This is a genomic window from Hoyosella rhizosphaerae, from assembly GCF_014643175.1.
Classification (GTDB): domain Bacteria; phylum Actinomycetota; class Actinomycetes; order Mycobacteriales; family Mycobacteriaceae; genus Lolliginicoccus; species Lolliginicoccus rhizosphaerae.
The window spans coordinates 123,338-148,461 of record NZ_BMJH01000001.1; the positions used below are offsets into that span (position 1 = coordinate 123,338).

Annotated in this window: 30 protein-coding genes; 15 read left to right on the forward strand and 15 right to left on the reverse strand. The window is 58.0% G+C overall.

Going from position 1 to position 25,124, the window contains the following annotated elements; translation table 11 throughout:
• Positions 1-4 precede the first annotated feature (4 nt).
• Positions 5-1,336, forward strand: a complete 1,332-nt coding sequence (locus IEW73_RS00570) for an SAM-dependent methyltransferase (protein ID WP_188669684.1) — start codon at positions 5-7, stop codon at positions 1,334-1,336.
• Positions 1,329-2,105 (forward strand): DUF1295 domain-containing protein, encoded by a 777-nt coding sequence (locus tag IEW73_RS00575; protein WP_188669685.1) that lies wholly within the window; start codon positions 1,329-1,331, stop codon positions 2,103-2,105. Before IEW73_RS00570 ends, IEW73_RS00575 begins: the two co-directional genes overlap by 8 nt.
• Here IEW73_RS00575 and IEW73_RS00580 read toward each other — a convergent pair.
• Both IEW73_RS00580 and IEW73_RS00585 read right to left on the reverse strand, forming a co-directional pair.
• On the reverse strand, positions 2,094-3,554 hold the full coding sequence (locus IEW73_RS00580) for an alanine/glycine:cation symporter family protein (RefSeq protein WP_188669686.1): 1,461 nt from the start codon (positions 3,552-3,554) through the stop codon (positions 2,094-2,096). The genes IEW73_RS00575 and IEW73_RS00580 overlap by 12 nt on opposite strands.
• A 214-nt stretch (positions 3,555-3,768) precedes the next feature.
• Positions 3,769-5,148, reverse strand: coding sequence for a DUF2252 domain-containing protein (locus tag IEW73_RS00585; RefSeq protein ID WP_188669687.1), 1,380 nt, complete (start codon positions 5,146-5,148; stop codon positions 3,769-3,771).
• A gap of 127 nt (positions 5,149-5,275) precedes the next feature.
• Here IEW73_RS00585 and IEW73_RS00590 point away from each other — a divergent pair, with 127 nt between their 5' ends.
• Together IEW73_RS00590 and IEW73_RS00595 are read left to right on the forward strand one after the other, a co-directional pair.
• Positions 5,276-5,728, forward strand: a complete 453-nt coding sequence (locus IEW73_RS00590; protein ID WP_188669688.1) for an Hsp20/alpha crystallin family protein — start codon at positions 5,276-5,278, stop codon at positions 5,726-5,728.
• 72 nt (positions 5,729-5,800) lie between these two features.
• Positions 5,801-6,403 carry a nitroreductase family protein gene (locus IEW73_RS00595; RefSeq protein WP_188669689.1) on the forward strand — a complete coding sequence of 201 codons (603 nt, stop codon included), beginning with the start codon at positions 5,801-5,803 and terminating at the stop codon, positions 6,401-6,403.
• Between the two features lie 7 nt (positions 6,404-6,410).
• Here the strand turns inward: IEW73_RS00595 and IEW73_RS00600 are convergent, their stop codons facing one another.
• Complete coding sequence (locus IEW73_RS00600) at positions 6,411-6,899, reverse strand: DUF309 domain-containing protein (RefSeq protein WP_188669690.1); 489 nt, start codon at positions 6,897-6,899, stop codon at positions 6,411-6,413.
• A 148-nt stretch (positions 6,900-7,047) separates the two neighbouring features.
• Here IEW73_RS00600 and IEW73_RS00605 point away from each other — a divergent pair, with 148 nt between their 5' ends.
• From IEW73_RS00605 to IEW73_RS00615, 3 genes are all read left to right on the forward strand, one after another.
• The gene (locus tag IEW73_RS00605; RefSeq protein WP_188669691.1) at positions 7,048-7,770 is read left to right on the forward strand and encodes a type 1 glutamine amidotransferase; all 723 of its coding nucleotides are present in this window, start codon (positions 7,048-7,050) and stop codon (positions 7,768-7,770) included.
• Positions 7,771-7,960: 190 nt separating this feature from the next.
• Complete coding sequence (locus tag IEW73_RS00610; protein ID WP_188669692.1) at positions 7,961-8,104, forward strand: hypothetical protein; 144 nt, start codon at positions 7,961-7,963, stop codon at positions 8,102-8,104.
• Positions 8,105-8,159: 55 nt separating this feature from the next.
• On the forward strand, positions 8,160-9,221 hold the full coding sequence (locus IEW73_RS00615) for a SagB family peptide dehydrogenase (RefSeq protein WP_188669693.1): 1,062 nt from the start codon (positions 8,160-8,162) through the stop codon (positions 9,219-9,221).
• 21 nt (positions 9,222-9,242) lie between these two features.
• Here IEW73_RS00615 and IEW73_RS00620 read toward each other — a convergent pair whose 3' ends face one another.
• Entirely contained in the window at positions 9,243-9,884 is a 642-nt protein-coding gene (locus IEW73_RS00620) for a lipocalin family protein (RefSeq protein ID WP_188669694.1), read from the reverse strand.
• Positions 9,885-10,045: 161 nt separating this feature from the next.
• Between IEW73_RS00620 and IEW73_RS00625 the strand changes: the two genes are divergently transcribed.
• Positions 10,046-10,264, forward strand: a complete 219-nt coding sequence (locus IEW73_RS00625) for a hypothetical protein (RefSeq protein ID WP_188669695.1) — start codon at positions 10,046-10,048, stop codon at positions 10,262-10,264.
• Between the two features lie 14 nt (positions 10,265-10,278).
• Here IEW73_RS00625 and IEW73_RS00630 read toward each other — a convergent pair whose 3' ends face one another.
• Positions 10,279-11,193, reverse strand: coding sequence for a hypothetical protein (locus IEW73_RS00630; protein WP_188669696.1), 915 nt, complete (start codon positions 11,191-11,193; stop codon positions 10,279-10,281).
• A gap of 370 nt (positions 11,194-11,563) precedes the next feature.
• On the opposite strand from IEW73_RS00630, the gene IEW73_RS00635 reads away from it, so the two are divergent.
• Positions 11,564-11,707 carry a hypothetical protein gene (locus IEW73_RS00635; RefSeq protein WP_188669698.1) on the forward strand — a complete coding sequence of 48 codons (144 nt, stop codon included), beginning with the start codon at positions 11,564-11,566 and terminating at the stop codon, positions 11,705-11,707.
• Between the two features lie 87 nt (positions 11,708-11,794).
• On the opposite strand, the gene IEW73_RS00640 is transcribed toward IEW73_RS00635, so the two are convergent.
• Positions 11,795-12,493, reverse strand: coding sequence for an META domain-containing protein (locus tag IEW73_RS00640; RefSeq protein WP_188669700.1), 699 nt, complete (start codon positions 12,491-12,493; stop codon positions 11,795-11,797).
• A gap of 223 nt (positions 12,494-12,716) precedes the next feature.
• Between IEW73_RS00640 and IEW73_RS16495 the strand changes: the two genes are divergently transcribed.
• The 4 genes from IEW73_RS16495 (at position 12,717) to IEW73_RS00660 (ending at position 16,126) form a co-directional block, all read left to right on the forward strand.
• Positions 12,717-13,340, forward strand: coding sequence for a DUF4190 domain-containing protein (locus IEW73_RS16495; RefSeq protein ID WP_206050438.1), 624 nt, complete (start codon positions 12,717-12,719; stop codon positions 13,338-13,340).
• A 72-nt stretch (positions 13,341-13,412) separates the two neighbouring features.
• Positions 13,413-14,483: an NAD(P)-binding domain-containing protein gene (locus tag IEW73_RS00650; RefSeq protein WP_372433611.1), complete on the forward strand. Its 1,071-nt coding sequence runs from the start codon at positions 13,413-13,415 to the stop codon at positions 14,481-14,483.
• Between the two features lie 38 nt (positions 14,484-14,521).
• Entirely contained in the window at positions 14,522-15,283 is a 762-nt protein-coding gene (locus tag IEW73_RS00655) for an enoyl-CoA hydratase/isomerase family protein (protein WP_188669704.1), read from the forward strand.
• Positions 15,284-15,304: 21 nt separating this feature from the next.
• Entirely contained in the window at positions 15,305-16,126 is an 822-nt protein-coding gene (locus IEW73_RS00660) for an SDR family oxidoreductase (protein ID WP_188669706.1), read from the forward strand.
• Here the strand turns inward: IEW73_RS00660 and IEW73_RS00665 are convergent.
• On the reverse strand, positions 16,098-16,979 hold the full coding sequence (locus IEW73_RS00665; protein ID WP_188669708.1) for an SRPBCC family protein: 882 nt from the start codon (positions 16,977-16,979) through the stop codon (positions 16,098-16,100). The genes IEW73_RS00660 and IEW73_RS00665 overlap by 29 nt on opposite strands.
• Before the next feature lie 223 nt (positions 16,980-17,202).
• On the opposite strand from IEW73_RS00665, the gene IEW73_RS00670 reads away from it, so the two are divergent.
• Positions 17,203-18,162 carry an ATP-binding cassette domain-containing protein gene (locus IEW73_RS00670; protein ID WP_188669710.1) on the forward strand — a complete coding sequence of 320 codons (960 nt, stop codon included), beginning with the start codon at positions 17,203-17,205 and terminating at the stop codon, positions 18,160-18,162.
• A complete protein-coding gene (locus IEW73_RS00675; protein ID WP_188669713.1) occupies positions 18,159-19,001 on the forward strand; it encodes an ABC transporter permease in 843 nt (280 codons plus the stop codon). The genes IEW73_RS00670 and IEW73_RS00675 overlap by 4 nt, the downstream gene beginning before the upstream one ends.
• A gap of 62 nt (positions 19,002-19,063) precedes the next feature.
• On the opposite strand, the gene IEW73_RS00680 is transcribed toward IEW73_RS00675, so the two are convergent.
• The 8 genes from IEW73_RS00680 to IEW73_RS00715 all read right to left on the reverse strand — a co-directional run bounded on the left by IEW73_RS00680 (position 19,064) and on the right by IEW73_RS00715 (position 25,120).
• Positions 19,064-19,297 carry a hypothetical protein gene (locus tag IEW73_RS00680; RefSeq protein ID WP_188669715.1) on the reverse strand — a complete coding sequence of 78 codons (234 nt, stop codon included), beginning with the start codon at positions 19,295-19,297 and terminating at the stop codon, positions 19,064-19,066.
• A gap of 187 nt (positions 19,298-19,484) precedes the next feature.
• The gene (locus IEW73_RS00685; protein WP_373286496.1) at positions 19,485-21,200 is read right to left on the reverse strand and encodes an acyl-CoA dehydrogenase family protein; all 1,716 of its coding nucleotides are present in this window, start codon (positions 21,198-21,200) and stop codon (positions 19,485-19,487) included.
• Positions 21,201-21,377: 177 nt separating this feature from the next.
• Positions 21,378-21,929, reverse strand: a complete 552-nt coding sequence (locus tag IEW73_RS00690) for a YceI family protein (RefSeq protein ID WP_188669719.1) — start codon at positions 21,927-21,929, stop codon at positions 21,378-21,380.
• A gap of 110 nt (positions 21,930-22,039) precedes the next feature.
• The gene (locus tag IEW73_RS00695) at positions 22,040-22,621 is read right to left on the reverse strand and encodes a YceI family protein (RefSeq protein WP_188669721.1); all 582 of its coding nucleotides are present in this window, start codon (positions 22,619-22,621) and stop codon (positions 22,040-22,042) included.
• 38 nt (positions 22,622-22,659) lie between these two features.
• Positions 22,660-23,106 (reverse strand): SRPBCC family protein, encoded by a 447-nt coding sequence (locus tag IEW73_RS00700; protein ID WP_188669723.1) that lies wholly within the window; start codon positions 23,104-23,106, stop codon positions 22,660-22,662.
• Between the two features lie 4 nt (positions 23,107-23,110).
• Positions 23,111-23,416, reverse strand: a complete 306-nt coding sequence (locus IEW73_RS00705; protein WP_206050437.1) for a GNAT family N-acetyltransferase — start codon at positions 23,414-23,416, stop codon at positions 23,111-23,113.
• Between the two features lie 10 nt (positions 23,417-23,426).
• Positions 23,427-24,146, reverse strand: coding sequence for a pirin family protein (locus tag IEW73_RS00710; protein ID WP_188669725.1), 720 nt, complete (start codon positions 24,144-24,146; stop codon positions 23,427-23,429).
• A gap of 2 nt (positions 24,147-24,148) precedes the next feature.
• Positions 24,149-25,120 carry a pirin family protein gene (locus IEW73_RS00715; protein ID WP_188669727.1) on the reverse strand — a complete coding sequence of 324 codons (972 nt, stop codon included), beginning with the start codon at positions 25,118-25,120 and terminating at the stop codon, positions 24,149-24,151.
• Positions 25,121-25,124: the final 4 nt, after the last annotated feature.

The window sequence follows — 25,124 nt, forward strand, 5'->3', positions numbered from 1 at the left end:
ATCGATGACCGCAACTGTAAAAGAGACTGAACCTGCCGCGCCCACACAACATGGCGCTGCTCTGACTATTGCCAACGTGCTCGAACCCATCACAGGTAGCCCACTTCCGGTCCGGATCGTTGCATGGGACGGAAGTGAAGCAGGACCCGATGGTGTTCCCGTAGTGCGGATCACCAGCCCCGACGCGCTGCGACGACTGTTGTGGCACCCAGGGGAGCTAGGCGCAGCACAGGCCTATGTCACAGGCGAAATAGATGTCGACGGTGATCTCGGCGATGCGCTCGATCACGTGTGGAACGTGGTTCACGAACGCAACCTCAAAGCGGTGCGACCAGGTCCGCGTCTACTGGCTGGTATTGCGGGTGCAGCCAAGAAGCTCGGAGTTTTGGGCTTAGACCCAGAACCACCCGAATCGCAAGCGAAAATTAAGGGCAAACTGCACAGCGTGCGTCGCGACCGCAGTGCCATTAGCCACCATTATGACCTGTCGAATGAGTTCTACTCGAAGATTCTTGACCCGCACATGGCGTACTCCTGCGGATACTGGACCTCCCACGAACCCGGTTACACGGTCGAGGATGCACAACGTGACAAGCTCGACCTAGCGTGCCGAAAAGTTGGCCTGAAACCCGGAATGCGGCTGCTCGACATTGGTTGCGGATGGGGATCACTCAGCATTCACGCAGCCGCCGAATACGGTGCACGCGTCGTAGGGGTAACCATCTCCCGCGAGCAAAAGAAGTTTGCCGACGCTCGCATCGCCGCCCTCGGTCTAGAGGACACTGTTGAAATTCGACTGCAGGACTATCGCGAAATCCACGACGGACCGTTTGATGCCGTCGCATCCCTCGAAATGGGGGAGCACGTGGGTCAACGCAACTACCCGAGGTACGCAGAGGCGCTGTATAAGAATGTGCGCCCAGGCGGCCGCGTCCTCATTCAGCAAATGTCACGCAGGGGCCGTCACCCTGGGGGTGGACCGTTCATCGAATCGTTCATTGCCCCAGATATGCACATGCGACCACTCGGCGAAACTGTGGAGATGCTCGAAGAATCCGGCCTGGAAGTGCGCGACGTGCACGCCCTGCGGGAACACTACGTGTACACCGTGGATGCCTGGTACGACACATTCGAATCGAAATGGGATGAAGTGTGCGACCTCGTCGGTGAGGAAGTCGCTAGGGTCTGGCGGCTCTACCTAGTGGGCGGCGCGCGGGCGTTCCGCGACGGCCGCATGGGAGTAGATCAGATACTTATGGTTCGCCCAGATGCTCGTGGTGCCTCACATCTCGAAGACGTTCGACCACAGTGGGTTGGGGAACGACATCATGGGTGATTTTGTGCTCGTCAGCGCGCTCAGCTTGGTGGCAGTAGCGGTCTTGATGGCCGTCACGGCACGGGTTGGGTTTTGGCTGGGACGACACAATGTTGTGGACGTCACCTGGGGAGTGGCGTTCGTAGTCATCGCAGGTGTTGCGGGTCTGGCTGGCAGTGGTTCTGTGTCGAGGCGAATCGTAATCTTCGTCCTCGTCGGCATTTGGGGTTGTCGCCTCGCGTGGCACCTATACGTGCGCACCCGCGGCCATGGTGAAGACCCACGCTACGAAAAACTGCTCGCCGGAAGTGATTCGGTATGGGTACCCATCCGCAAAATCTATGTCACACAAGCATTAGTTGCCTGGTTCATCTCACTGCCCATCCAAGTGGTGGCGGTGTCGGACGGTCCTCTCGGGTGGATTGCGTTCGCCGGGATCATGCTGTGGATTGTTGGCGTCACGTTTGAAGCTGTCGGCGACCACCAGTTGCGACAGTTCAAGGCTCGGCGATCAAGCCGCGGCAAGGTCATGAACGAAGGGCTCTGGGCGTGGACGCGTCATCCAAACTATTTCGGTGACGCATGCGTGTGGTGGGGCATTTACCTTATTGCCGCTGACGTCTGGCCTGGTGCGCTCACGGTTTTGTCACCTGTTGTGATGACGTATTTTCTGGTGTTCGCCACCGGGGCGCGCCTGCTGGAAAAGCATATGCAAGAGCGCCCCGGCTTCCGTGAGTACCAGCAAACTACGAGCTTCTTTGTCCCGCTTCCACCGAAGTCACGCGTCTAGTCGCGGTGTTTTCGGTTGGGTGATGCCTTTTGCTTCGGTTTCGGAACCCCAGCATTCGATGTTTGTGAGGTCGGGCATATCTGACCTCACAAACACGGGGTCGAGGCCTTGTTTGCGTTGCGCACGGTAGTGGTCGAGGAGTCTGAATACGATCACGGACAGTGGTGCGATGACGGCGAGGTTGATTGCGACCATGATGCCCATCGAGAAGTCCGCCATGGTCCACACAAGGCCGAGGGACGCCACAGATCCGATGAAGACGCACGATACGACGGTGAGCCTGAAGGCCTGCACGGCGAGCGTCGAATTGGTCATGAAGGATACGTTCGCTTCGCCGATGTAGTAGTTGCCAAGGATGGAGCTAAACGCGAGGAAGAAGATCACGACGGCGAGGTAGTGCACAGCCCAGTCGCCGAACTGCAATGCCAAGGCGTCTTGGGTGAGGGACGCGCCCTCTCGGCCCTGTCCAAAGGTGGGATCTGCGAGCAAGATAATGAACGCGGTCATCGAGCAGATGACGAGGGTGTCAAAGTACACACCGAGCGACTGCACGAGCCCTTGCTTGACTGGGTGCGACACAGCGGCCGTCGCGCTGACGTTGGGGATTGACCCCATTCCGGCTTCGTTGGAGTACAAGCCTCGGCGTACACCGTTCATGATTACCGCTGCGATGCCGCCGCCGACGAGTTCCTGGATGCCGAATGCGTTCTCGAAGATGAGGACGAACATTCCGGGAACTTCAGTGATGTTGAGGGCGACTACTACTAGCCCTAGTCCAACGTAGGACAGCGCCATGATGGGCACGAGGAACTCGGTGACCCGGGCGATGCGGCGGACGCCACCGAAAACGACGAGTGCGGTGAGTGCTGCCAAGAGCAAGCCGATGCCGACGGTGAACAGCGTTGTCGAGTTACCGGTGGATGTTTGGACTACATCGGAAATGGTGTTTGCCTGGACTGTGTTGAACACCAACGGGTACGTCACGAGTGCAACGAGCGCGAACGCTATCGCAAGATGCCGGTTTCGCAGTCCTCGTGTGATGTAGTACGCCGGTCCACCGCGATAGCTGTCGCGGTCCTTCACTTTGTATAGCTGCCCCAATGTTGATTCGATAAATGCGGTGGCAGCACCAATGACGGCTGTCACCCACATCCAAAACACGGCACCAGGGCCACCAATGGTGATTGCCACCGCGACACCGGCGATATTGCCGGTACCTACCCTCGCGGCAGCGGCAATGGTGAACGATTGGAAAGCAGAAAGACCTTTTCGTCCGTTTTCCATCACGAGTGCCGGTTCCGCTACTGATCGGAACATTTCGCGAATCATAGAAATTTGCAGAACGCGTGACCGAATTGTGTAGTAAAAACCAGATAACAGCAGGCCAGCAACGACGGCGTACCAATAGATGTCGTTGATGCTAGCTATTCGATCAATCAGTTCGTCCACGGGTCCACCTCTGTGTGGGAATGGGGGAGTGAAGGTTTTGTTTCGCTCAAGTGAGAGTAGCCGGACCCTGGCGTATTTCAGGCGCTTTTCGTGCGCTCGAACAGTTGGAAAACATCTAATGATCAGCAATAATCGCAGGCTTTGCGAAGAATGTACGAATTACGTTTCGTAACGTAACTTTCACACCATCGCCGGTTCCTGGTAGCGCTGAAACTTAAACCCCGTGCATCACCGGGAAGAGCTTGTCGCCAACCATTGACTGAAAATCTCGATAGTCGCGCTCCATTTGGTCGGCATACGTGTTCGCGTACGCAGCGATGGCCTTATCGAAGTGTTTTCCCTTCCGTAAGTAGGCGCTCAGGATGCGTGGATCAAGCGTGCGGGCGTGTGCGCGAGCCAATAACGCGCCGGTGAGACGGCCGTAGTCGTCGAGGTTGTTGCCGGTGAGTGTCGTGGGGTCGATGTGCGCTTTGTGGTTTCGGAACTGCCGCACTCGATACTCACGGTCGCCGATGCTCGTCCACCCTACGGAGGGGTCATAGTCAGCTTGGACCAGTTTGATTCCTTCGACAATGCGCTGACCATTGTGCTCCGGGGTGGTGTGGTTGACGTACGGCGCAAGTAGAGAAGGTTGGGCTTGTTTGATCTGCAGAACTAGGACTTCGTTGCCGTTGCCTTGCAGAAGTGCAAGGTAACTGTGGAGTCCCACGCTGCCGGTGCCGACAACGCGATGGACGATGTCATGGATGCGGTATCTGTGCGCGAGGGGGCGTTGGGAAGCCGGGAGCGTAGTGACGTATTTGCGTAATGCTTCAACGATGTCGTTTTCGGTGGTCGCTGTGATGTGGGTGCGCACCGGCGGGTCGTCGGTGAACCGCCACTGGCCGTCTTCTTGTTCAGTCCACCTATCGAAAATTCGGGTTGAAGTGTTGCGCTGCGCCTTTCGCATGGCCTTGATGAAGTCTTCTTCGAGCGCTTCGACCTTTGCCTTCTTGAGGGCCGTTTCGTCGGGGAGTGTGCGCCATGCCTGAAGAAACGGCATGTCGGCAAGGCGGTGCATTGTTCGCCTGTAGGCGCGTGCGGCGTGGCGGGCCGCTTTGGAGTTTGTTTTGGACTTGATGTCGTTGTTGCGCCCAGCGAGTATCAAACTTGCGGCGAGTCGTTTGAGGTCCCACTCCCATGGCCCGGGAATCGTTTCGTCAAAGTCGTTGAGGTCCATGATGATGCCACCGAGTCGGCCAGCAAAAAGGCCGAAGTTTCCTGCGTGGGCGTCGCCGCAGAGTTGAGCGTGATAGCCGGTGATGGTGTCACGGTGGAGGTCGAACGCCATGAGTCCTGCGGTGCCGCGGTAGAAAGCGAAGGGTGTTGCACTCATCCGTCCGATGCGAATGGGGATGAGGTTTTCTTCTCGGCCTTCGTTGGTGTCTGTGATGTAGTCCTCGACGGTGGGTCTGTCACTGTGCAGGACGAATTCAGCATGTGCGCCGAAGGGGATTTCCTCGCGCAGTGTTTCGCCAATTGCACGGGCATCGGCGGCGCTTCTCCACGCAGGCCCGTTGCCTGTGAACAACGTCTTCTGAGTGTGTACATCCATGTTATTCACTGTGCCCTAGTTGCCGTCATTGCATACAGGGTTGAGCGGAATAGACTCAAGAACGGTGATGTTATGTCAAGTGCGAAGCTCTTTTATCGCGACAACCTGACCCAAAGGAGGGGTAACAATGGGAGTTCCAGTACGTCGCCACAACACCACGCCGACATGGGGGCGGTGGGATCCGTTGCGCGACTTCGAAGAAGTGTACGACCGACTCGGTCGCTGGTTCGGCACCGCAACGCCTGACGGCTCTACAACGTGGGTCCCGAGTTGCGACATCGAAGAGAGCGACTCGGAATACAAAATCGACGCCGACCTTCCCGGCGTTAAGAAGGATGACGTCTCCGTCGAATTTCACGACGGTGTCCTCACCATCTCCGGCGAGGTGAACGAAAAAGAACACACCGGCGTCGTCCACCGCAGAACCCGCAGAACTGGGCGTTTCAACTATCAGCTCAGCCTGCCTGGAGAAATCGACACCGATGCGGTGACAGCACATCTCGCTGATGGAGTACTGACCGTCACCCTGCCAAAATCGGACAAGCACTCGACTGTCCAAAAGATTGCGATCACCGACTAAACACCACCGCGCCCGGCCCGGAGCATCAGGCACCGGGCCGCTGTCGCGTCAGTCACGCTAACGTAGTCAGCGATGAACGAACCACACGTCGACGCTGCCGAGCAGATCGTCACCACCATCGCCACGCGGCGCTCCTACCTCACACTCACCGACGACGCGCCGTCCGATGCCGCCATCGCTGAACTAGTTCAGGCATGCACCTCCGTCGCCGACCATAAAGCACTGCGTCCTTGGCGTATCGTCACCCTGCGCGGGGAAGCCCGCGAGCGCTTCGGCGCCGCAGTTGCACGTCATCAATACGGTGACGTTGCTTCTCTGACCAAGCCCGATGAAATAAAAGATGCTGCAAAACTTGCGGCTAAACCTTTGCGGGCACCCCTACTCATCGGCATCGTGCACCGCGCGGCCCGCCACCCCAGTGTGCCGGAGTGGGAACAAATAGCGACCGCCGCCGGTGTGGGCCATCTACTCTCGCTGGCATTGTTTGCCCAAGGCTGGGGCGTTGTCTGGCGCACGGGGCCGTTTGTCAACATGCCCGGCGTAGCGGAAGTCCACGGCTTGAACTCCAACGAACGCCTGCTCGGATGGCTTTACGTCGGAGGGATAGACCCAAGCGACGCCAAACCGCGAAACCGCAAAATTGACGCCACTCAACTCATTACGCGGCTGACCTAAACCACCGCTACTGCTTGTCGTGCAGCTTAGGAACCGTCAGCCACAACTCGACACCGCTCGGATGCTTGTGGCATACATCAACTTGTGTGTTGCACCAATCGACTAGTTCGCGCACCCGCACACCGTGCGCGGCATTGTCAGCGAAAGGTGTGAGATTGTGCGACGCCCTTGTCAGAAGTGCCACCGCCCCGCGCATATTTCCCCGCGCGGCATGGGTGACTCCAACAGCAAGCTGCGCTAGCCCCCGCCACATTTCCTTGGCAACGGTAGTGTCCGCCTTCCATGCCTCCTCAAGGATTTCGTGGGCATGAAACGGCGCGCGATCTGATAGCAAGCGTTCAGCAACGACGAGGGCCTGCTCGGGGCTCTCGTACTCAACAGCAAAATCTGCGCCAGTGTCACGAGCGCCATACGGGAGTGGCCGCCCGAGAGCATCACGTGGCCGCTGGTTAAAAGGGCGCCCCTGCTCGTCCCTGTTGCGCGATGACGGGTTCACACCGCCAAGGCTGCCACAGCGCGCCAGCTTCAAGGGCTTATTCAATGACGTGGTTTCAATGACGTGGTGGAAATGCGAACAGCCGTAAACGTAGGTAATCTTCTCGTCAATTACGACGTACAACGTCCGGGCAAGGGGAAGCACGATTATGGCGCAAGCAGTAGTGACGGTGATTGAGAATCACCCAAGCTGCCCCCTTGATCTGCTCGAAGACGCGATCAACACCTGTGTCATCGACGTCGTCCGTCCTTATCTTGGTGATGCAGTCCCATCAGTAGGTGACGTAGGTGATGGCCTCATCGTGCTGGGAGGCTACCAAAGCGCCCTTTCTGATGACGACTTTCCGTGGTTGCCGCGAGTGCGAGCACTCATGGTCAGCTGCGTCGATGCAGAAGTGCCATTGCTCGGTGTGTGCTTGGGGGCGCAACTCCTCGCAGTGGCATGTGGGGGAACCATAGACATTGATGCGGCACCGGGACTTGAAGCTGGCGTGACCGATGTGCACTGGTCACCGGACGCGATCACGGATCCACTGTTCGGTCGGATCGCCCGATGCTGCAACCCGTTGCCTGTGCCCTCCATGCACTTTGATGCAATCGGTGTATTGCCCGATGGAGCTGTCCTGCTGGGTTCATCAGCGCAGTACACCAACCAAGTTTTCCGAGTAGGGCAGCGAGCGTGGGGTGTGCAATTCCATCCCGAAGCGTCATTTTGCACCTTCCGGGCCTGGGCGACCGATGCGGCCATGCAGGAGTCGATGAGTCCCAATCGATTCTTGACTGAATATAAAGAGCGGGAACCCCACATCGCCGCGACCGCACAGATGGTGGGGAAGTCGTTCGCTGGGGTTGTGCTCAGTTCTGCCAGGTAAAAGCACCACTCAGTGTTAGGAGCAAGGTCGAAGCTGTGGGCTGAGCCACGTGGAAAGTAAAAATTTTAAGCAAATTGTGGCAAGTGTGTAACAAACCTGATCACCCGATGCGATGTAAATAGCAGAAGGTCCGAGCGGCCACCTGAACGGTGCGCAACCGCTGAGGCATTACGGGGAGAAAGGCTTTTACATGAACTTCGACGCAACGGCACAGGTGCTGATTGACGTTGTTGGCGAAGACGCCACAATTAGCTCCGCCTTTTCAGTCGAGGCCGCAGCATTCCGGGCTCACAAAAGCGACTATATTGAGGCATCACCACGCCCTCTCAGCTGAACAGGTAGCGTGACCTTCACCCGGTTAACATGCTGTTCTAGGGCGGGAGAGCTGAATGAGTCGAGTGAAGGTTGCTGAGTACGCCATACTTTTCTGGCGTGACGGAAACCTCATTTGGGACGACTACTTACACCACCGACAGTTCGCACTCACACCAGAAAGTGTGGGTCTACTGCGGTGGTTTTCTAGTTGGCGCGACATTGACACGATCGGCGAGCCAGGTGAATTGCACAGGGCGATTGCGGAACGCCTAGTCGAAGAAAAAGTTCTCATTCGCGAAGATTCCGTCGAGCACAAAGAAGAAGTTCGTTTGCTAACTCAATGGCGAGACTGGGGTCCTAGTACCCGCTACCACCACTTCGCCTCCCGGACCGACGAATCCGTGAGTTATCTCGACCCCGTGACAGATCACGAAACATTCGCAGCTAAAGCTGGCCGAACGCCACCTCCCGAGGTTGTCAAAAGCTTCCCGAATCAGCCCATTACCGTGACAACACCTGACACTAAGGATTTGTCCAAGTGGCCGCGTCCCGCGCTGGTGGACGCCCTGTTTGCCCGACGATCGACGCGTAGATTTTCGCCAGAAGCTGTGCCGCTCGACATGTTGGGAACGCTGATCGATATCGCCGCGGGGCCGATTGACATCATCGAGAACGAGGAAACCGGTTCGGTTATCAGAAAAACGAGCCCCTCAGCGGGCGCTCGCAGCCCCATAGAGCTCTACTTGCATGTCAATAAGGTGCACGGCCTGCAGTCGGGTGTGTACCACTACGCCGCATCACGCGGTGGTCTTGAACGTATTCGGCGTCCCGCCCGGCCAGCACTCCTGCAAAGGGCGGTGGGGGAACAGTCGTGGCTCGCGGAAGCTCCAGTGTTGCTTGTTTACACCGCCGTTCTCGAGCGCAGCAGGTGGCGGTTTTCCTCAATGCGCGCGTACCGCGACATTCTTATCGAGCTAGGCCACCTCAGCCAAACCGTCCTCTTGACCGCCACCGCAATGGGACTCGGGTCAGTGGTGGCGACAGCCGTTAGCGATTCGCTGATCGAACAGATCATCGGTGTCGACCCGATCAGTGAACCGGTACTGGCCGTAACAGGGCTTGGCTTCAGTAAATAGAAGCGGCTACCGCCTAGGCGGTTACACCGTGCACAACGGTTGGATGACGTTCTTGCCACCCGCAGCCGGGGTTGTGAGGAAGAAGCACGGATTCCATCCACGTGAGGCGACGATGTCGCGGACATTTCGCCACTGCTGATCACTGAGATCTGGCGTACGGGACAGCACAAACCCCGAACTGCGCGCAGGGTCGCCCACGATTGCGAGCGAATAGTCGTCGTCGATGAATGTCACCACGTAGTTAGGCAGGCCTTCAGGAAGCTGAAATGGAACTGATGGGAACGCGACCTGGAGTGACGCGTTTGTGTTGGCGTCAGTGACGGTGGCAACGCCTTCAATCGTGTTGGTATCGCCTGTCCACGTGGTGCACTCGTTGTTCACTGATACTTGGCCCTCGCCGATGATTCCGTAGGTGGCGCGAGTGTCGCGTGCACAGTCAAGGCTGAAAAGCTGCGGCACTGCGGCCACCTGCAGCCAGGTGCCTGCGTAGCGTTCGACATCAAGTGACGGGACCGATGGCAGTGGGCCCGGTACTACTGGGTCGAGTGAGTCAGCTCCGGGGAAAGCAGATGCTGCTGCGGCCGGGGTGATAGCTAGCGCGAGCGCGGCAAGTAGCGTGGTGGCTCCGCGGCGAAGGCGGGGCGAATGCGCGGCCGAGTTCATGGTGTCTCCTCATCGACAGCTCGGGGAAAACATCTGGAAGAGCAACAAAGTGTTAGGAAATTACTTGAACAGTATCTATCGACTGTGGTTGTCGGCAACGAGAAACGTGTAACACACCACATCGAATTGAGAAATTAGTATTTACAGGACACGATAAGTGGGTGAAAACTGTCCTCGATCGCCTCATCGGAGCATCGCCCTACGCGGCTGGTTCTTTGGTCAGTATCGTCGTCATCCGTATTTTTACAGGGACAGAAGCGGACGCCGCAGTACTTGAGTCACTCGGCAGCACAGCTTTTGCCTGGGGAGTATTTGCCCTCATGGGGGTAGGAATCAACCCGCGAGTGCGGCGCCCAGCGCTAAGCCGCCCCAACAGCTAGCACAACGCAGATCCCTACTGAATGGCTGGCAACGGTGGATTGAATTCCAGAGTGACATATGGCTGCGCAGCCTCTTCCGGGCTCGTTGGCCATGTGGCTGTAGCCTCGTGCACAACGTCATCAAGCTGCATCGTTACTCGGTAAGTAAACGGTGATTCTGCATCGTCAAGCGGCGCGGGGACCTCGCTTGTGAAGAACCGTAGAGTACCCGCGGGGCAACCAGCATCCTCAACTTCTGAGGACACTGTCTGTGTACTTCCGTCCGCAGACTCAATGTCGATTGAAACGGCCGCGTGATCCGGGATTGTTCGAAGATTCGTCACCGATAGATCGGGGCGTGACTCTGATAGCGGCACAAACATCGACGCAATCGCCAACCTTGCCTCAGGTGCGGCTATTTCACCGTCCGTCGGGGTCGTCCACAAGAACGAGACCGCAGCATCGCCTTCCGGGGCCCGAACGGCGAGGAGCACCTCGTACTCACCCGCCTTACCAATAGGCGACAAGGTGAAAGTTCCATCATCGTTTGCAGTGAGTGGTGCTTCATAGGAACGGCCGCATTCCCCACTGCCCGCCTCGCGCAGCAAGGCAACGAAGGACGCATCGTCGGCGGGAAACTCAACGACTACATCGTCGGGGCTGCCCAAATCCAAAGAGTCATCGGGTGGTGTGCCATCTACACACGTGTCTGCCCAACAGTACGACCACGGTGCAATCTCGTGAGTCTCGTCGCCCGCAACAATCGTGATAGGTGGTGGCACAGAATCTTCCGCGCCGCCTGGCGCGGTGGTGCCAACTTCCTCTTGGGTGTCGCCGCCATTGGAGTCAGGGTCAGTTGGTGTGTCATTCGCACTGCAACCTGCGATGAACAAGGCGGCAACCGTACTTGCCGCAAGCATCGACGTCACCCCAATCGGAGAACGACCCACAATGAAACCTCACCCTTCTGCCTGCGAACAATCTGGTACATCTGCAGCACTACCCGCGATGGTACCCGCACCAAACAGTGATATACGTCACGCACAGTTGGTGCCGCGCCGAAAATGTCAGACCGAACGCGATTGCTGATATCCACGGTGATGCGGCGAGAGATTTCTGCGCAGTTATCCAACCCCGCGTGGAGACAGAAGTTCGCCGACTCGTGTCACCGAGACATCGATGAATTCGGATTGCGGCCAGAGTGCGGCCATCGAGAGTTCCTGCGGGCCAGACTATTAGCACATGGAAGTAACAATCACTTTTCGTCTCTCGGCAACTCCCTGCGATAAGTGATGTGTTGGAAACATAAGAAGTACCTCGGTGAAACAGGCCCTCCATAATGTCGTTGTTGCCCAGCAAGGGCAGATTCAACTCAACGACAGGAAGGGCTCCATCATGGGTCTAGTAGCTGGTCTTATCGAAATTGTCGGCAGTCTTCTCTCCTTGCTCCTCGGCGGACTCTGATCTGTCATCCTGAGAGCTCACCGGCCCCCGCCAATGTGGCGGGGGCCGGTTGCGTTTGCAGAAGTTGCGCCTCCTCGGGCGTCAATTTCACTCCCGAGCGACGTACGTCAAACCATTGCCGGCCTCGGTCATCAGTGTCAGGGTATCGGCCTCGATTGACGCCCTGACGTTTGTTTCTGACAGCACAGATAACACGGCGCGTTCAACCTCATCTCGGTCGTCGATACACGCCATGCGTGTCGTCGCTAGAGGGCTAAAACGAATCTCGTCGCCATTAATGGACGCTGAACCATTCATTCGGTTGCAGCCAGTCGAACCGCTCACTTGCCCATCGCTGTCGATCAGCAACAGTGGTTCCGACTCGTCAATGGCTCTGCTCGACATTACGGAGTCTGACGTGATGATGCTCCGAAGAACCCATTCAGTTCCCTGCAGGGGCCGGTCTGGCATCGCCTCCACACGATCGAGCAGCGTCACAGTTCTATCACCCGTTCGGAGCACTAGCTCGTTTCCGTCAATTGTCCACTCTGGCTCATCAACGAACATTGAGTTCACCCACTCGTCAGCACCCGCCGTTTCGGGTGGACACCCAATTAATGTCGACGCTAACTCGCCAGTGATGATCCTGCCGTGTTCAAACCGAACTCCCCCAAAGACTGTGTTGCAGCCAGCGTTGGCGCTGAGAGTTCCATCCTCATTGAACTCGATGCGAAGCGGGCCCCCGCCAGGTATGGGTACGCCATCGACTCCGGTTGACAGAAATGTGCGACCGCTCAATTCATCCATGCCAACCTCCTGCTCATTCGCGCTGCAACCCGTGAGAAGTAACAATGCACAGCATCCGGCTGCCACGATCGAATGTTTCATCAAATTCCTGCCCTGGGAGGTGAAACCAACAACTCAGTTCTACCAGCGGGCACTCGAATCTCGCCAAGAAAACCGAGCCGATAGAAAGTGAGAATCCTCGCTCGAGCGGCAGTTCACCGCCGCAATCAACTACATTCAGAGGGTGACTACGCCGCAAGACCCGAATAGCGGGGATAACGCACATGACCGGGACCCCTCGGACGGGACCGGGCAGCAGTGGCCTCACCCTGGCGGATACAGCTATCCGCCGCTAGGCGGTGAGTATCCGCCGCCGCCGGGTGCTGCGTACCCGCCTCCACCGGGTGGTTCGGGGCCCAATTATGAGTCGCAACCATATGAGTCGCAACCGTATGAGTCGCAGCCGTACGATTCACAGCCATTCAACCCCAACCCGTACCACTTCGACCCCAACAGCCCGGGCGCATATGGCACACCGCCGCAGTACGGAGATCACTCACCGTACGGTGGACGATCGCCTATCCCTGGGCAACATCAATACCCGCCCTACGGGTACTACGGTGCACCGCCACCCACGAACGGAATGGCTATTGCGTCTCTCGTGACGTCACTAACGTCGTTGGTGTGCTGTGGCCTTTTTGCGTTTGTCGGCATTATTTTGGGCGTCATGGCCCGCAAGCAAATACGTCAGACCGGCGAACGGGGTGATGGACTAGCTATCGCGGGTATCGTCGTCGGATCAATACTCACAGGCCTGATCGTCTTGTACTTTGGTGCCTTTTTGCTAGCGATCCCTGCGGGCTTCTAGTCTCTGGCGTCGTTGCACCTACGAGTCGCTGCGAGTTGAATGAGAACCGTGGCGAGTAACCCGCAAGACTCGATGGTGGATGTTGTTGTTATCGGCGCCGGTCAAGCAGGCCTGTCAGCGGCGTTCTACTTGCAGAAGTCCGGGCTCGAACCCAATGACGGATTTGTTGTACTTGATCAATCTGAACGACCAGGCGGTGCGTGGCAGCATCGTTGGCCATCACTCACCTTAGAGACAGTCAATGGAGTTAGCGATCTGCCGGGCCTGAAGTTCTCCGATGTGGTGCCGGTTGAGCAATCATCGGTGCATGCGTCGGATGCTGTCCCGCGCTATTACGAGGCGTTCGAAGAAAAATTCGACTTGCGGGTTCAACGTCCAGTATCGGTATCGGTGGTATGCGGTGGCGAAGAACGCTTCCGAGTTGAGACCGACCGCGGAATCTATTGGGCGCGTGGACTCATCAACGCCACCGGAACCTGGGAAAAACCGTTCATCCCGTACTACCCGGGTATCGATACTTTTCGCGGTCGGCAACTTCACACCAAGGACTACAACACTGCTGACGAATTTCGTGGAAAGCACACGATTGTCGTTGGGGGTGGGATCTCTGCTGTGCAGCTGATCGACGAGATCTCCCGGGTAACAAGCACTACATGGGTGACACGCAGCGAACCGGTCTTCCGCGACGCTCCGTTTGATCCCGAACTCGGCCGACGTGCGGTCGCACTGGTCGAGGATCGTGTGCGTCGCGGTCTACCACCTGGGTCGGTAGTTTCTGTGACGGGGATCCCTGTTACCGAACAGGTTCGCGATGCACGATCGCGCGGTGTGCTCGATCGCAAACCCGCGTTTGCTCGCATCGAACCAGATGGCGTCCGGTGGAAAGACGGCACGTTCGAGCGCGCAGACATCATTTTTTGGTGTACTGGCTTCCGTTCATCGCTCGACCACCTTGCGCCACTGGGGCTACGAGGTCAGGGCGGAGGAATCACGATGTCTGGGCGACTCGCAACCCAAGTTGCCGCAAATCCCCGAGTCCACCTCATTGGCTACGGCCCGTCTGCCAGCACAATTGGTGCCAACCGTGCGGGGAGGGCCGCGGTGAAGGAACTACTGGCCACAATTGACGGTGTTAATCCGTAACATCGCACAAGCAACCCCCACGTCGGAGAGGACGCGACTTGTCGGTCACAATTTCACACGGTATTGCGCACGTCGTTGTGTCCAACCCCAACCGTGGGCACAGCCTCGATATTGACGGCCTCGACGCCGCGGCCGAGACCCTGAAGCACGACACCTCGATCCGCGCGATTGTCCTGACCGGCGCGCAAGAGGGAAGTTTTTGCAACGGTGGGGACGTCAAGGCCTTTGCCGCATCAAGCGATCCTGGTCAGTATTTGCGAAGCATCGCCTTGCCTTTCCACCGTTTCATCTCGACACTTCTTGACGCTGACGTTCCGACGATTGCAGCAGTACGCGGGTGGGCTGCCGGTGGTGGGATGAGTTTGGCGTGCGCGACGGACCTAGCAATTGGCGGGCCAGGCACTCAACTTCTGCCCGCGTACCCCACAATTGGCTATTCGACGGACGGAGGACTGAGCTGGACGTTGCCGCGCATCGTTGGGCGCCGCGCTGCCGCGAGCATCATCCTGACCAACGCACCACTTGATGCCCCGGCTGCGCATAGGCTTGGCATTCTCTCCGAAGTTGTCGACGATGATGAAGCCGTGGTGCAGCGGGCATTCGAACTCGCCGAACAGTTCGCCCGCGGACCGCGTGGCGCATACGCCGAAATCAAACAACTGCTGCGTACCTCAGGCTCACTTTCGGCTACCGAACAATTGCAGCTGGAAGTTGATGCCATAGCTCGCACAGCGGGTAGTGACGACGGCCGCGAAGGCGTCGCCGCTTTGCTCGACCGCCGTGCCCCGCGTTTTCAGTGACCACGAACCTAAGGAGTTTGCATGAGCAATGAATTCATTACCGACCTAGATCTTCGGGACAAAGTTGTTTTCGTCGCGGGCGGAACCAGCGGAATTAACCTCGGTATCGCGGAAGATTTCGCGCGTGCCGGTGCGCACGTTGCCGTCCAAAGCCGATCACAGGACAAAGTCGACAGCACCGTAGCATCATTGCGGGAACTCGGGGTCCGCGCATGGGGTGGCGCTGCCGACGTCCGTGACTACGCCGCCACCGAGAAGGTGCTCGCGGACGCACACGCCGAACTTGGCGACTTTGATGTCCTGATCTCGGGTGCTGCCGGAAACTTTCCAGTGTCAGCGCTGAAGATGTCGGCTAACGCATTCAAATCTGTCGTCGATATCGATTTGCTCGGCACCTTCAACGTACTGCGGGCTGGGTACCAGTTTCTGCGCAAGCCCGGCGGCTGCGTCATCAACATCTCGGCTCCACAGTCGGAACTGCCCACAATCACTCAGGCACATGTGTGCGCGGCAAAAGCGGGCGTCGATATGCTCACGCGGACTCTCGCCCTCGAATGGGGCCCAGCGGGAGTGCGGGTCAACGCCGTGATCCCAGGCCCAATCGACGGCACCGAAGGGATGTCCCGTCTTGCGCCGACTGAAGAGTCCCGCAGTTTGGTGACCAACAGTGTGCCGCTCCGACGCTACGGAACGCCCCGCGATGTGGCGAATGTGTGCCGATTCTTGGCCTCGCCACTCGCTGACTACGTCACCGGAGTGATCTTGCCTGCTGACGGCGGGTGGGTTCTCGGAGGTGCTTCACACGCCATGGGTGTCATCGGACAACCGTTGCTCGACCAGTAGCCGCGACAGCCATCCTGGAGATCACGCGCGGAATTTCTCGATCAACTTGTTTGGCGAGGGCTGGCAAAATGAGGAGTGACAACCACCGTGGGTGGGGCGTAAGTTCCCACCACACAGTCACGGTGGATCCGTATTTCGCCGGGCCCTCGTTAACGGCCCAGCCGCCAGCCATCGCTGAAGCAGGAAATGGGAAGTTCTCGTCCTCGCTGCGGAATCGCAGTGCAAAGCTTCCACTCGGGTCGAACGTGGTGCACTCTTCGGACCAGCCTTTCCCTGCCCGATTGACGCATTGCCGAACCGCACCAACTCCAGGCTCTTTGTTATCGATCACCTCTGATGAGGCAAGCGACGGCATGTAACGAGCGATGCTTCCAATATCCCGCACGACGGGCCACATCTTCTCCATCGGTGCAGTGGTTTCGACGGAAATGCGGTGCTTGTGAACCCCGGCCGCGAAACTTGCACGGTGCACTCCCCAGAGTTGTGCGATACCCAAACCAAGAACGACCGCCGCAACGACGACAATCGTCGCCCGTCCTGACGTGCTCAGCGCCCCGCCGAACAGTGCGAGCGCAACTACGGTTGCCAGGACCCAGGCGAAATCTGCTGCGCTTGAGTAAAGCGACCGCCACACTGCGATTCGTGGTCGCGTGCCCTGGTGGATCAGATCAGCCGCAAAGATTGCCAAACCGATGCCGACGACCAAGTAGACGCTGCGTGGCGCGTTAATCCCTAGAAGTTCGTTGACCAGCGTGGGTGCGGCGATGAGCACGACCGCAGAGCCCAACGAGAACGCTGCGTTCGTCAGGAGCGTGCGACGGAGCGGTGTGGTGGTTGGTTGGTTCCTGATCATCGAAACTCCTACGGGTATGAATTACGGCATAATGCGTACTTGCTTTGTGTGAGGAACCCGAAGACCCAGTGTGAGCATTCCACAATGTTGGCGAAGTTTCAGATCAGGCAGCAAGCAAACTGTCAGACCTCGGTGGAAAAATCGGTTTACGCGATGAGTTTGTGACGGTATGAAGGTCAGTAGGGAAGAGCGCGCCGCAGGGGCGGGCGAGGAGGGGAGCGCGATGCCACAATCTAACTTCGCAATTCATACGCAAGGGTTAGTGAAGCGGTTCGGAAGCACGGTCGCCGTGAATGGTGTCGACCTCGCTATCCGAGAAGGCGGTGTGTACGGCGTCCTAGGTCCAAACGGCGCCGGTAAGACGACAACAATCCGGATGCTTGCAACATTGCTTCCCATCGACGGCGGGACCGCAACCGTGCTCGGCCATGATGTTGCGTCCGAGCCAGAAAAGATACGAGAAAAAGTTGCCTTGACGGGGCAATTTGCTTCATTAGATGAGGACCTCACGGGCGCGGAGAACTTACTACTACTCGCTCGCCTTTATGGGTATTCACGCCCGGCCTCGCGTGAGCGCGCGGCGCAGCTTCTCGAAGCTTTCGGGCTCACCGAGGCGGCGAAACGGCAGGTCAAAAACTACTCCGGCGGGATGCGACGTCGGCTTGACATTGCCGCGAGCATTATCGTCACTCCCGAACTGATGTTCCTTGACGAACCCACTACAGGTCTTGATCCGCGCAGCAGAAACCAAGTGTGGGAGATCGTTCGCGCACTAGTGGCGGGCGGCACCACAGTCTTGTTGACCACGCAGTATCTCGATGAGGCAGACCAGTTGGCCGATCGCATCGCCGTGATCGACCACGGGAAGGTGATAGCAGAGGGCACGACGGGTGAACTGAAAGCATCAGTGGGGTCGGGGGCATTGCACGTGCGCATCGCAAACCCTATCCAACGGGCCGATGCGGCTGGAGTCCTGTCGCGCGTTCTTGGCGTCGATATTATTTCCGAATCCGACCCCGCAGCCCTCACTGCCCGAATCAGCGATCCCCGAACCGTAGCGCTTGCCCTGCCTGCACTTGATGACGCAGACATCGCTGTCACCACGTTTGCGCTTGGGCAGCCAAGTCTTGACGAAGTCTTTCTTGCACTTACCGGTAAACCAGCAGAAGAGGTCACGCAATGACCACCAACCTTGATACCAGCACTAGCGCGACGCCGTTGGCCGTGGAACGTGTCTTGCATGCCCCGGGCCCGCGCCCAGCAAAACCGAGTTCGATGTCGACATCACTGTCGTTCGGTTGGCGCGCACTGCTGAAAATCAAACATGTCCCGGAGCAACTGTTCGACGTCACGATGTTCCCGATCATGTTCATCCTGATGTTCACGTACCTCTTCGGCGGTGCGCTTGCCGGGTCGCCTGGAGAGTACGTGCAGTTCCTTCTCCCCGGCATTCTTGTTCAGACGGTAGTGATGATCACGATGTACACCGGCCTGACCATGAACAAGGACATCGAAAAGGGTGTTTTCGACAGGTTTCGGTCCCTGCCGATCTGGCGGCCGTCGCCCCTTGTCGGGGCGCTGCTAGGCGACATTGTTCGCTACACGCTGGCGTCAATTATCGTCATGATTGTCGGCATGCTCATCGGGTTCCGACCCAACGGTGGAATCGTGGGCGTCACCCTCTCCGTGACCGTTCTGCTCGCCTTCTCATTCAGCCTGTCGTGGGTGTGGACGATGCTGGCAATGCTCATGCGAACGGAACAAGCTGTACTTGGCGTATCCATGTTCATCCTGTTCCCCCTGACATTCATCAGCAACATCTTCGTTGACCCCGAAACCATGCCGGGGTGGCTGCAGGCCTTCGTCAACGTCAACCCCATTACGCACCTGGTGACCGCGATCCGAGGGCTCATGGACGGCAGCATCATCGTCGGTGACCTCGCACTTGTAGGTGTGTGGTGCGTTGTCTTCGTTGCCATCTTCGGCCCGTTGACAATGTGGCTATACAACCGCAAGAGCTAACTACACCAACCAACAATTGTGCCCCGAACCGCAATCGCAGTTCGGGGCACAATCCGTTCGAGTTATGGTCGCGCGAACACATCCCAGGGCATCACTGGTTGTGCAAAGTACTGGTCAACATTGACCCACTGGCCGAGGTCAGCATCCCACTCCTGGGTTAGCTCGTGGTCGCCACGGATAACACCGATGAGTTCAGCCTGGCCCGCGTAAAAGTCACCGAGGCCAGCGAAGAAATCACCCATCTCTGCGTAGTAGGCCGAATCACCGATCAACGCAGTCAAGATTTGTTCCAACATGAGGGCATCCTTAATTGAGGTGGGGGACCGCACTTTACGATGTGCGTTGCCCTAATTTGTAGGCTGCCCAACATGTTTCGGTGCCCAGTTTATGTGCAGTGATGCACCCTAGTGACCATTCCGAACCCAACCTGACATCGGGTTACACGCACATTAACCCGCCGTTAGATTAGAGTTCGCCAAATGCTCAATCGCGCATGGAATATGCCCCTGAAAGCGCTGACACTGCCTCCCACGTGACACTGTCATCTGACTCGGCCGGACGGCGGATCGCAGCGATCATGCGTTTCTGCTGATCATCGGTTGCAAGGGGCTTTGAGTACAGTGACACGGCGTAGCCCGAGAAGTCACGGACGATCGTCGCGAAAATCTGATCCACAATCTCATCTTCGAGTCCAGTGATGCGTGCCTGTTCGAGAATGAGGTGTCCGTAAACGATTTGGGTAAACAACTGCCCAACCTCAAGCATGAAGCTCATGTCGCCGATTTGCTCAGCTGTGGGGGTGGCGTCGGTAAGTAGAGCCATGAACTCGGTGATCTGCTCGCGGAAGACGGCCACATTTTTGATGTGCGACGCGTTCGCAAACTCTGCGTTCGAATCGTGGAATCGCACCTTTGACAAGCCCCGGGCAGGTCCTTGTTTGAACAAGAAGTCGTCGTTTGCCGCGTCACGCCGAGTCGGTACCTCGGGCAAATCTGCTGCCTGGAACAGGTATGCAGGCATGAACTTGTTGATCAGTGCCAGGTTGACGGCAACGGTGCCTTCGAGTTTCGGGAGTCCGCGAACATCGTTTGCGGCGATGGTGATGTAGTTGTCCTTTTCGAAGCTCTTTGCCGCCACAACTTCCGTGAGGAGTCCGATAATTTTTTCGGACTCGGTGGTGACCTTCATCTTGGTGACGGCGTTGTAGAGAAGGTAGCGGCGGTCGTCGGCGTTAGCCTCACGGAAGTAATCGATTGCGCGGTCAGAGAACAGCCGCCCGCCGGTCAGCCTCGCGTACGCCTCGACGAATGCTGCGCGAACGTGCGGCATGGTTGTGACTGCTGCGCCGTACAGGACACGGTTGGATGCGTGAGTGATGGCTTCGTAGAAGGCGTGGGTTGCCATGCCGATTCCACCGAAGCACAAGTTGAACTTGCCGACATTGACGGTGTTCATCGCGGCCGAGAAGGCATCGTTGCCGCGGTGCAGGATGTCCTCTTCGCGCACTGGGTAATCGTTGAGCTGGAACGCGGCCACATACATTTGCGATGGCACGATGTTTTTGATCAGCTCGAACGCGGGGTGGGTTGAGTCGGCACGGAAGAACACGTATTCAGGCTTGTCATCAGCGGAGTCGATGCGCCCGAAGACTGAGACCGTGCGGGCACAGTTGCCGTTTCCGATGTAGTACTTTCCACCGTTGGCGAGGTAGCCGTCGTCTGTGGGGGTAAGGCGCATGTCGGTGGAATACACGTCGGCGCCGTGATCTTTGTCGGATAGCCCGAATGCTGCAACTTCGCCTGCGGCCATGAATTCAGCAGTGATCTTGCGGGCGGCGGGATTTTCGCTCTGCCAGACTGGGCCAAGTCCGAGGGCGGTGACCTGCCACGGGTACCAGTAGTTGAGCCCGTAGAATCCGAGGATTTCAGAGAACGCGGCGACGCGGGCGGTGTCCCAACGGGCCCCATCTACAGCGCCTTCTTGGCCTGCTGGGGTGAGGAACTTCGCGAACAGCTGTTTTTCGGCGACGAAGTCGAGGAATTCTTGGTAGAAGACCTTGCCGTAGTAGTCCTCGGTGAGCTTGGTGAGTCCACGTTCTTCGAACCACGCGATGGTGGCCGCGAGTAGTTCACGAGTTTCGTCGTCGAAGTGTGTTGGGTTGTAGGTGTGCGGGTTGAGCAGTAGGTCGGAAGAGGACACAGTACCTGCCTTAGCTAGGTGGTATGGCATAACGCCGCTGGTGGACCCATATTAGGTCGTTTATCCAAATCGGCGCCGTATTTGTTGCTGAGGTGTGCCTACGCGACCGTAGCCCAACGCAGCGGTGGCGGCCACCCTGGAAAGGGGAGCCGCCACCGCTGCGATGTGTTGGTTGAGTTACTGCTTGATTGCTTCGATGTCGAGGGTGATGGTGACCTTGTCGCCTACCACTGCGCCACCGTTTTCGAGTGGGGCGTCGAAGTTCACGCCGAATTCTTTGCGGTTGATCACGGTGCTGGCTTCAAAGCCTGCGACCTCGCCCTGGCCCATGCCGGGGTTGACGCCGTTGAACTCGAGCGCGAGGCTGACGTTCTTGGTGATTCCGCGGAGCGTGAAGTCTCCATCAAGGTAAAGGTCGTCGCCTTCGGCGCGGAGTCCGGTGGACTTGAACACAGCGGTTGGGTGGTTGGCTGAGTCGAAGAAGTCGTTGGCTTTGAGGTGCTCATCGCGTTGCTCGTTCTTGGTGGTTACCGAGTGAGTGGCGATGTTTGCTGTCACGGAGGGGGTGCCGTCTGCTGCGACTTCCAGTTGGCCGGAGAATTCGGTGAATTCGCCGCGAACTTTGCTCACCATCAGGTGGCGGACGCTGAAGGACACTGTGGAGTGAACTGGGTCGATGGTCCAGGTTCCTGCGCTAAGGCCGGGGAGGGTGGTGACGGCTGCAGTCATGATGGCTCCTTGTGGGGGTTCGCAATGTATTTGCTTGAACAACTAAAACTAGTTAAACATTCAACTACTGAAATGTCGAGTTACTGTGAGGCAGATCACAGTTATGTTGGTTATTCAGGCGAAATCGGCGTTAACGCGCCAGACACTTCCACTGTTACATCGTCGGCCAGCCGCAAAGCGCCCAGAAACGCAGAAAACGGCACGATGCCCCAATGGGACTGCGTCATCACAGTTTTCATCTGCACGACACCAGTTTCCGATACCGATCCCGACATGGCCACCGGCCGCGACAATCCCAGCAAAGCAACCTCCCCGCGCACATCGAGGATGCCGTCGCGCACGTCGACAGACGTCGAAGTGAAATCAATTGAGGGGAAAGCCGCAGGTTTTAAGACCCCGCGCATATTCTTCTCAGTCGACTTCCGGTCCGCCTTCGACATGGGTTTCACTCCGCCGTGGGCTTCAGCGACGAACAGGCTCGCCACAGCGATAGTCGCGGATACCACTGTCCCTGTGGCTCCTATCGTCACTGTGTCTTCTATCGTCACTGTGGCCGACCACTCGGCAGCATCAATGACCAAATCGTGCCCAACTTTTGCGCCGATCCCGGCCCTCGTCGTGCGCACCGAAAGTCGGTCGCCCTGGTGGCCAGCGTGAACAGGGCCGAGCGCATATTTACCGGCTGGGAGCATAGTGCCACCGTAGTCCTAACGTGCCTGTCAGAGGAGGATTACTCCGGATAGCGCGATTCGACAATGCGTTTTAATGCCTGCAGATCTTTGGTGTTCGCCCGACGCATCGCCGCCGTCATCATGGGGGCAACAAGACGCGAAAACCCTAACGGTTCCCCTGCGTTATTCAACGTCACGCGCGTCACTGTCGGTGATACCGCGGTCCACTCATACGTCGTTTGCATCGGGAACGGCCCCTCCGTCGTACGCATCACCAGGCGTACCAGCGGCTCAAACTCGACAATCTCGTATTCATACTCCAGAGTGCGGCGCAAAAACTCCGCAGTAAATGCGACTCGAGCGCCCACTTCCACAGTTGGGGCAGTGCGCCAGTGGACTTTCTTGATATTGGCGTACCACTCAGTGGCATTGCTTGGATCAGCACAATAGCCCGCCACCTCAGAAAGGGGGCGGGCTATCTCGATTGATGTGGTGACGTCCACCATCGGCTTAGAGGTCGAACTCCGCGCGACGGTCCTCCGGGACTAGCGCCACATAGTCGGCATTTTTCGTCAGGAACTTGCGCACAGCTGGGCAGTACGGAAGCAATTGAAGTCCTTCTTCGCGGGTTGCGTCGAGCGCCTCGCGAATGACCTGCATGGCCAGTCCCTTGCCGCCAAACTTGTCGGCGATCTCGGTGTGAATAAATGCCCGCTGTTCTCCGCGCGGCTTGTACTCGGTAAAGCCTGCCATTTCGTCGTCAACCCAGATTTCAAAGCGAGTCTGCTCAGTGTTGTGCTTGACCTCAGTTGCCACGGTCGTCCTTTCAGAAGTGGGCGTACATCTCCCAGATGAGTATTTCGGATTCTTCGATCATTGTCAGCGTTTGCCCGCCGCCGGAGGCTACTCGCACGGAATCGCCATGGTGGAGAGTCTCGCCGTCCATCTCTACCTCGCCGGAGGCAATGAATATATGGATGAACTTGCCAGTCGGTACGGTAATGGAGGAACCGGCCTTGGGTCGTGCGGCGTACAGCGCGGCGTACTTATTGTTTATTCCGATTCCTCGGTCCGATTCATGTTTCGCAAGGCCGGACGCGACGACAAAAAGCTCGCCAGATTTTATCTTGTCGGTGAAGTCTGCCTGGTTGTAGCTGGGCTGCAATCCGTTGGTGTCAGGCGCAGCCCACATTTGCACTACGTGAATGGGCCCCTTGTCGCGCGATAGGCTTCGCTCCGCGTGACGGATTCCAGTGCCGGCCGTCATGCGTTGGGCCGACCCAGCCGGAATGGTGAGGGTGTTGCCTGTCGAATCTTCGTGTACCACTTCGCCGCTCATCACCCACGTGATGATTTCCATGTCTTGGTGATAGTGCATGTCGAAGCTTCCACCGGCAGACATGATGTCCTCGTTGTTGACTAGCAGTACGCCGTGTCCGCCTCTGTGGAGGTCGAAATTGCCCGCGAAGGGGAACGAGTGGTTGCTGACAAGCCACCCAAGGTTGACGGACGTGCGTTCGCCCGCACGTTTTATGTGAACCTCCACCGTTAGCGCCCCCGGTATGGGCGGATGCCGTCCGCAGGGATTTGCCCGAATGCGCCGGACTGGAAGTCCTGGAGCGCTTCGATGATTTCCTGCTTGGTGTTCATCACAAACGGCCCGTATTGGAAGACTGGTTCGCGGATTGGTTGGCCGCCGAGAAGAAGTACTTCAAGTGCGGGGCGATGGCCGTCTTGTGTGCTGTCCGCCGTCACAGTGATGCGGTCGCCTTTGCCGAGCACAGCGAGTTGGCCCTGTCGGATGGGGCGTGCTTCTGCGCCAACGGTTCCGCGACCAGACAGGACGTAGACCAAACCGTTGAAGTCGGGACTCCACGGGGTGGACAGTTGAGCCCCCGGCTGGATCGTTGCGTGCGCCAACGTGATGGGTGTGTACGTCGATCCCGGACCGCTGTGTTCGCCGATGGATCCGGCGATGACGCGAACGAGGGCTCCGCCGTCTGCTGACGACAGCAGCTTCACTTTGTTGCCTTCAAGGTTTTGGTAGCGCGGTGGTAGGAACTTGTCTTTGCGTGGCAGGTTCACCCAGAGCTGGACCCCGTGGAAGGTGCCACCGGACTCGACTAGTTCGGCTGGTGGCGTCTCGATGTGGAGCACTCCCGATCCTGCCGTCATCCACTGTGTGGCGCCGTCTTCGATCAGCCCTCCGCCGCCGTGTGAATCCTGATGCTGGAAACGGCCATCGATGATGTAGGTGACGGTTTCGAAGCCCCGGTGGGGGTGCCAGTCGGTGCCGCGTGGCTCACCTGGGGCGTATTCGACTTCACCCATTTGGTCCATGTGGATGAAGGGGTCGAGGTCCCCGGAGGAGACGCCAGCGAATGCGCGGGTGACGGGGAACCCTTCGCCTTCGAATCCGCGTGGTCCTGTGGTGATGGATTTGACGGTGCGTTCAGTTTCGGCGGCGCTGGGCGCGGGGATTCGGGGGAGGGTCAGGGTGTCGGCGGTGATGGCGGGCATTGTG

Excerpts from the sequence above, each read along its gene's own strand:
- IEW73_RS00715 (WP_188669727.1), bottom strand. The coding sequence starts at position 25,120 with ATGCCCGCCATCACCGCCGACACCCTGACCCTCCCCCGAATCCCCGCG.
- IEW73_RS00640 (WP_188669700.1), bottom strand. The coding sequence starts at position 12,493 with ATGGATGAATTGAGCGGTCGCACATTTCTGTCAACCGGAGTCGATGGC.
- IEW73_RS00590 (WP_188669688.1), top strand. The coding sequence starts at position 5,276 with ATGGGAGTTCCAGTACGTCGCCACAACACCACGCCGACATGGGGGCGG.
- IEW73_RS00700 (WP_188669723.1), bottom strand. The coding sequence starts at position 23,106 with ATGGTGGACGTCACCACATCAATCGAGATAGCCCGCCCCCTTTCTGAG.
- IEW73_RS00690 (WP_188669719.1), bottom strand. The coding sequence starts at position 21,929 with ATGACTGCAGCCGTCACCACCCTCCCCGGCCTTAGCGCAGGAACCTGG.
- IEW73_RS00695 (WP_188669721.1), bottom strand. The coding sequence starts at position 22,621 with ATGCTCCCAGCCGGTAAATATGCGCTCGGCCCTGTTCACGCTGGCCAC.
- IEW73_RS00615 (WP_188669693.1), top strand. The coding sequence starts at position 8,160 with ATGAGTCGAGTGAAGGTTGCTGAGTACGCCATACTTTTCTGGCGTGAC.
- IEW73_RS00670 (WP_188669710.1), top strand. The coding sequence starts at position 17,203 with ATGCCACAATCTAACTTCGCAATTCATACGCAAGGGTTAGTGAAGCGG.
- IEW73_RS00570 (WP_188669684.1), top strand. The coding sequence starts at position 5 with ATGACCGCAACTGTAAAAGAGACTGAACCTGCCGCGCCCACACAACAT.
- IEW73_RS00650 (WP_372433611.1), top strand. The coding sequence starts at position 13,413 with ATGGTGGATGTTGTTGTTATCGGCGCCGGTCAAGCAGGCCTGTCAGCG.
- IEW73_RS00665 (WP_188669708.1), bottom strand. The coding sequence starts at position 16,979 with ATGATCAGGAACCAACCAACCACCACACCGCTCCGTCGCACGCTCCTG.
- IEW73_RS00575 (WP_188669685.1), top strand. The coding sequence starts at position 1,329 with ATGGGTGATTTTGTGCTCGTCAGCGCGCTCAGCTTGGTGGCAGTAGCG.
- IEW73_RS00595 (WP_188669689.1), top strand. The coding sequence starts at position 5,801 with ATGAACGAACCACACGTCGACGCTGCCGAGCAGATCGTCACCACCATC.
- IEW73_RS00610 (WP_188669692.1), top strand. The coding sequence starts at position 7,961 with ATGAACTTCGACGCAACGGCACAGGTGCTGATTGACGTTGTTGGCGAA.
- IEW73_RS00605 (WP_188669691.1), top strand. The coding sequence starts at position 7,048 with ATGGCGCAAGCAGTAGTGACGGTGATTGAGAATCACCCAAGCTGCCCC.
- IEW73_RS00675 (WP_188669713.1), top strand. The coding sequence starts at position 18,159 with ATGACCACCAACCTTGATACCAGCACTAGCGCGACGCCGTTGGCCGTG.
- IEW73_RS00680 (WP_188669715.1), bottom strand. The coding sequence starts at position 19,297 with ATGTTGGAACAAATCTTGACTGCGTTGATCGGTGATTCGGCCTACTAC.
- IEW73_RS00620 (WP_188669694.1), bottom strand. The coding sequence starts at position 9,884 with ATGAACTCGGCCGCGCATTCGCCCCGCCTTCGCCGCGGAGCCACCACG.
- IEW73_RS00660 (WP_188669706.1), top strand. The coding sequence starts at position 15,305 with ATGAGCAATGAATTCATTACCGACCTAGATCTTCGGGACAAAGTTGTT.
- IEW73_RS00585 (WP_188669687.1), bottom strand. The coding sequence starts at position 5,148 with ATGGATGTACACACTCAGAAGACGTTGTTCACAGGCAACGGGCCTGCG.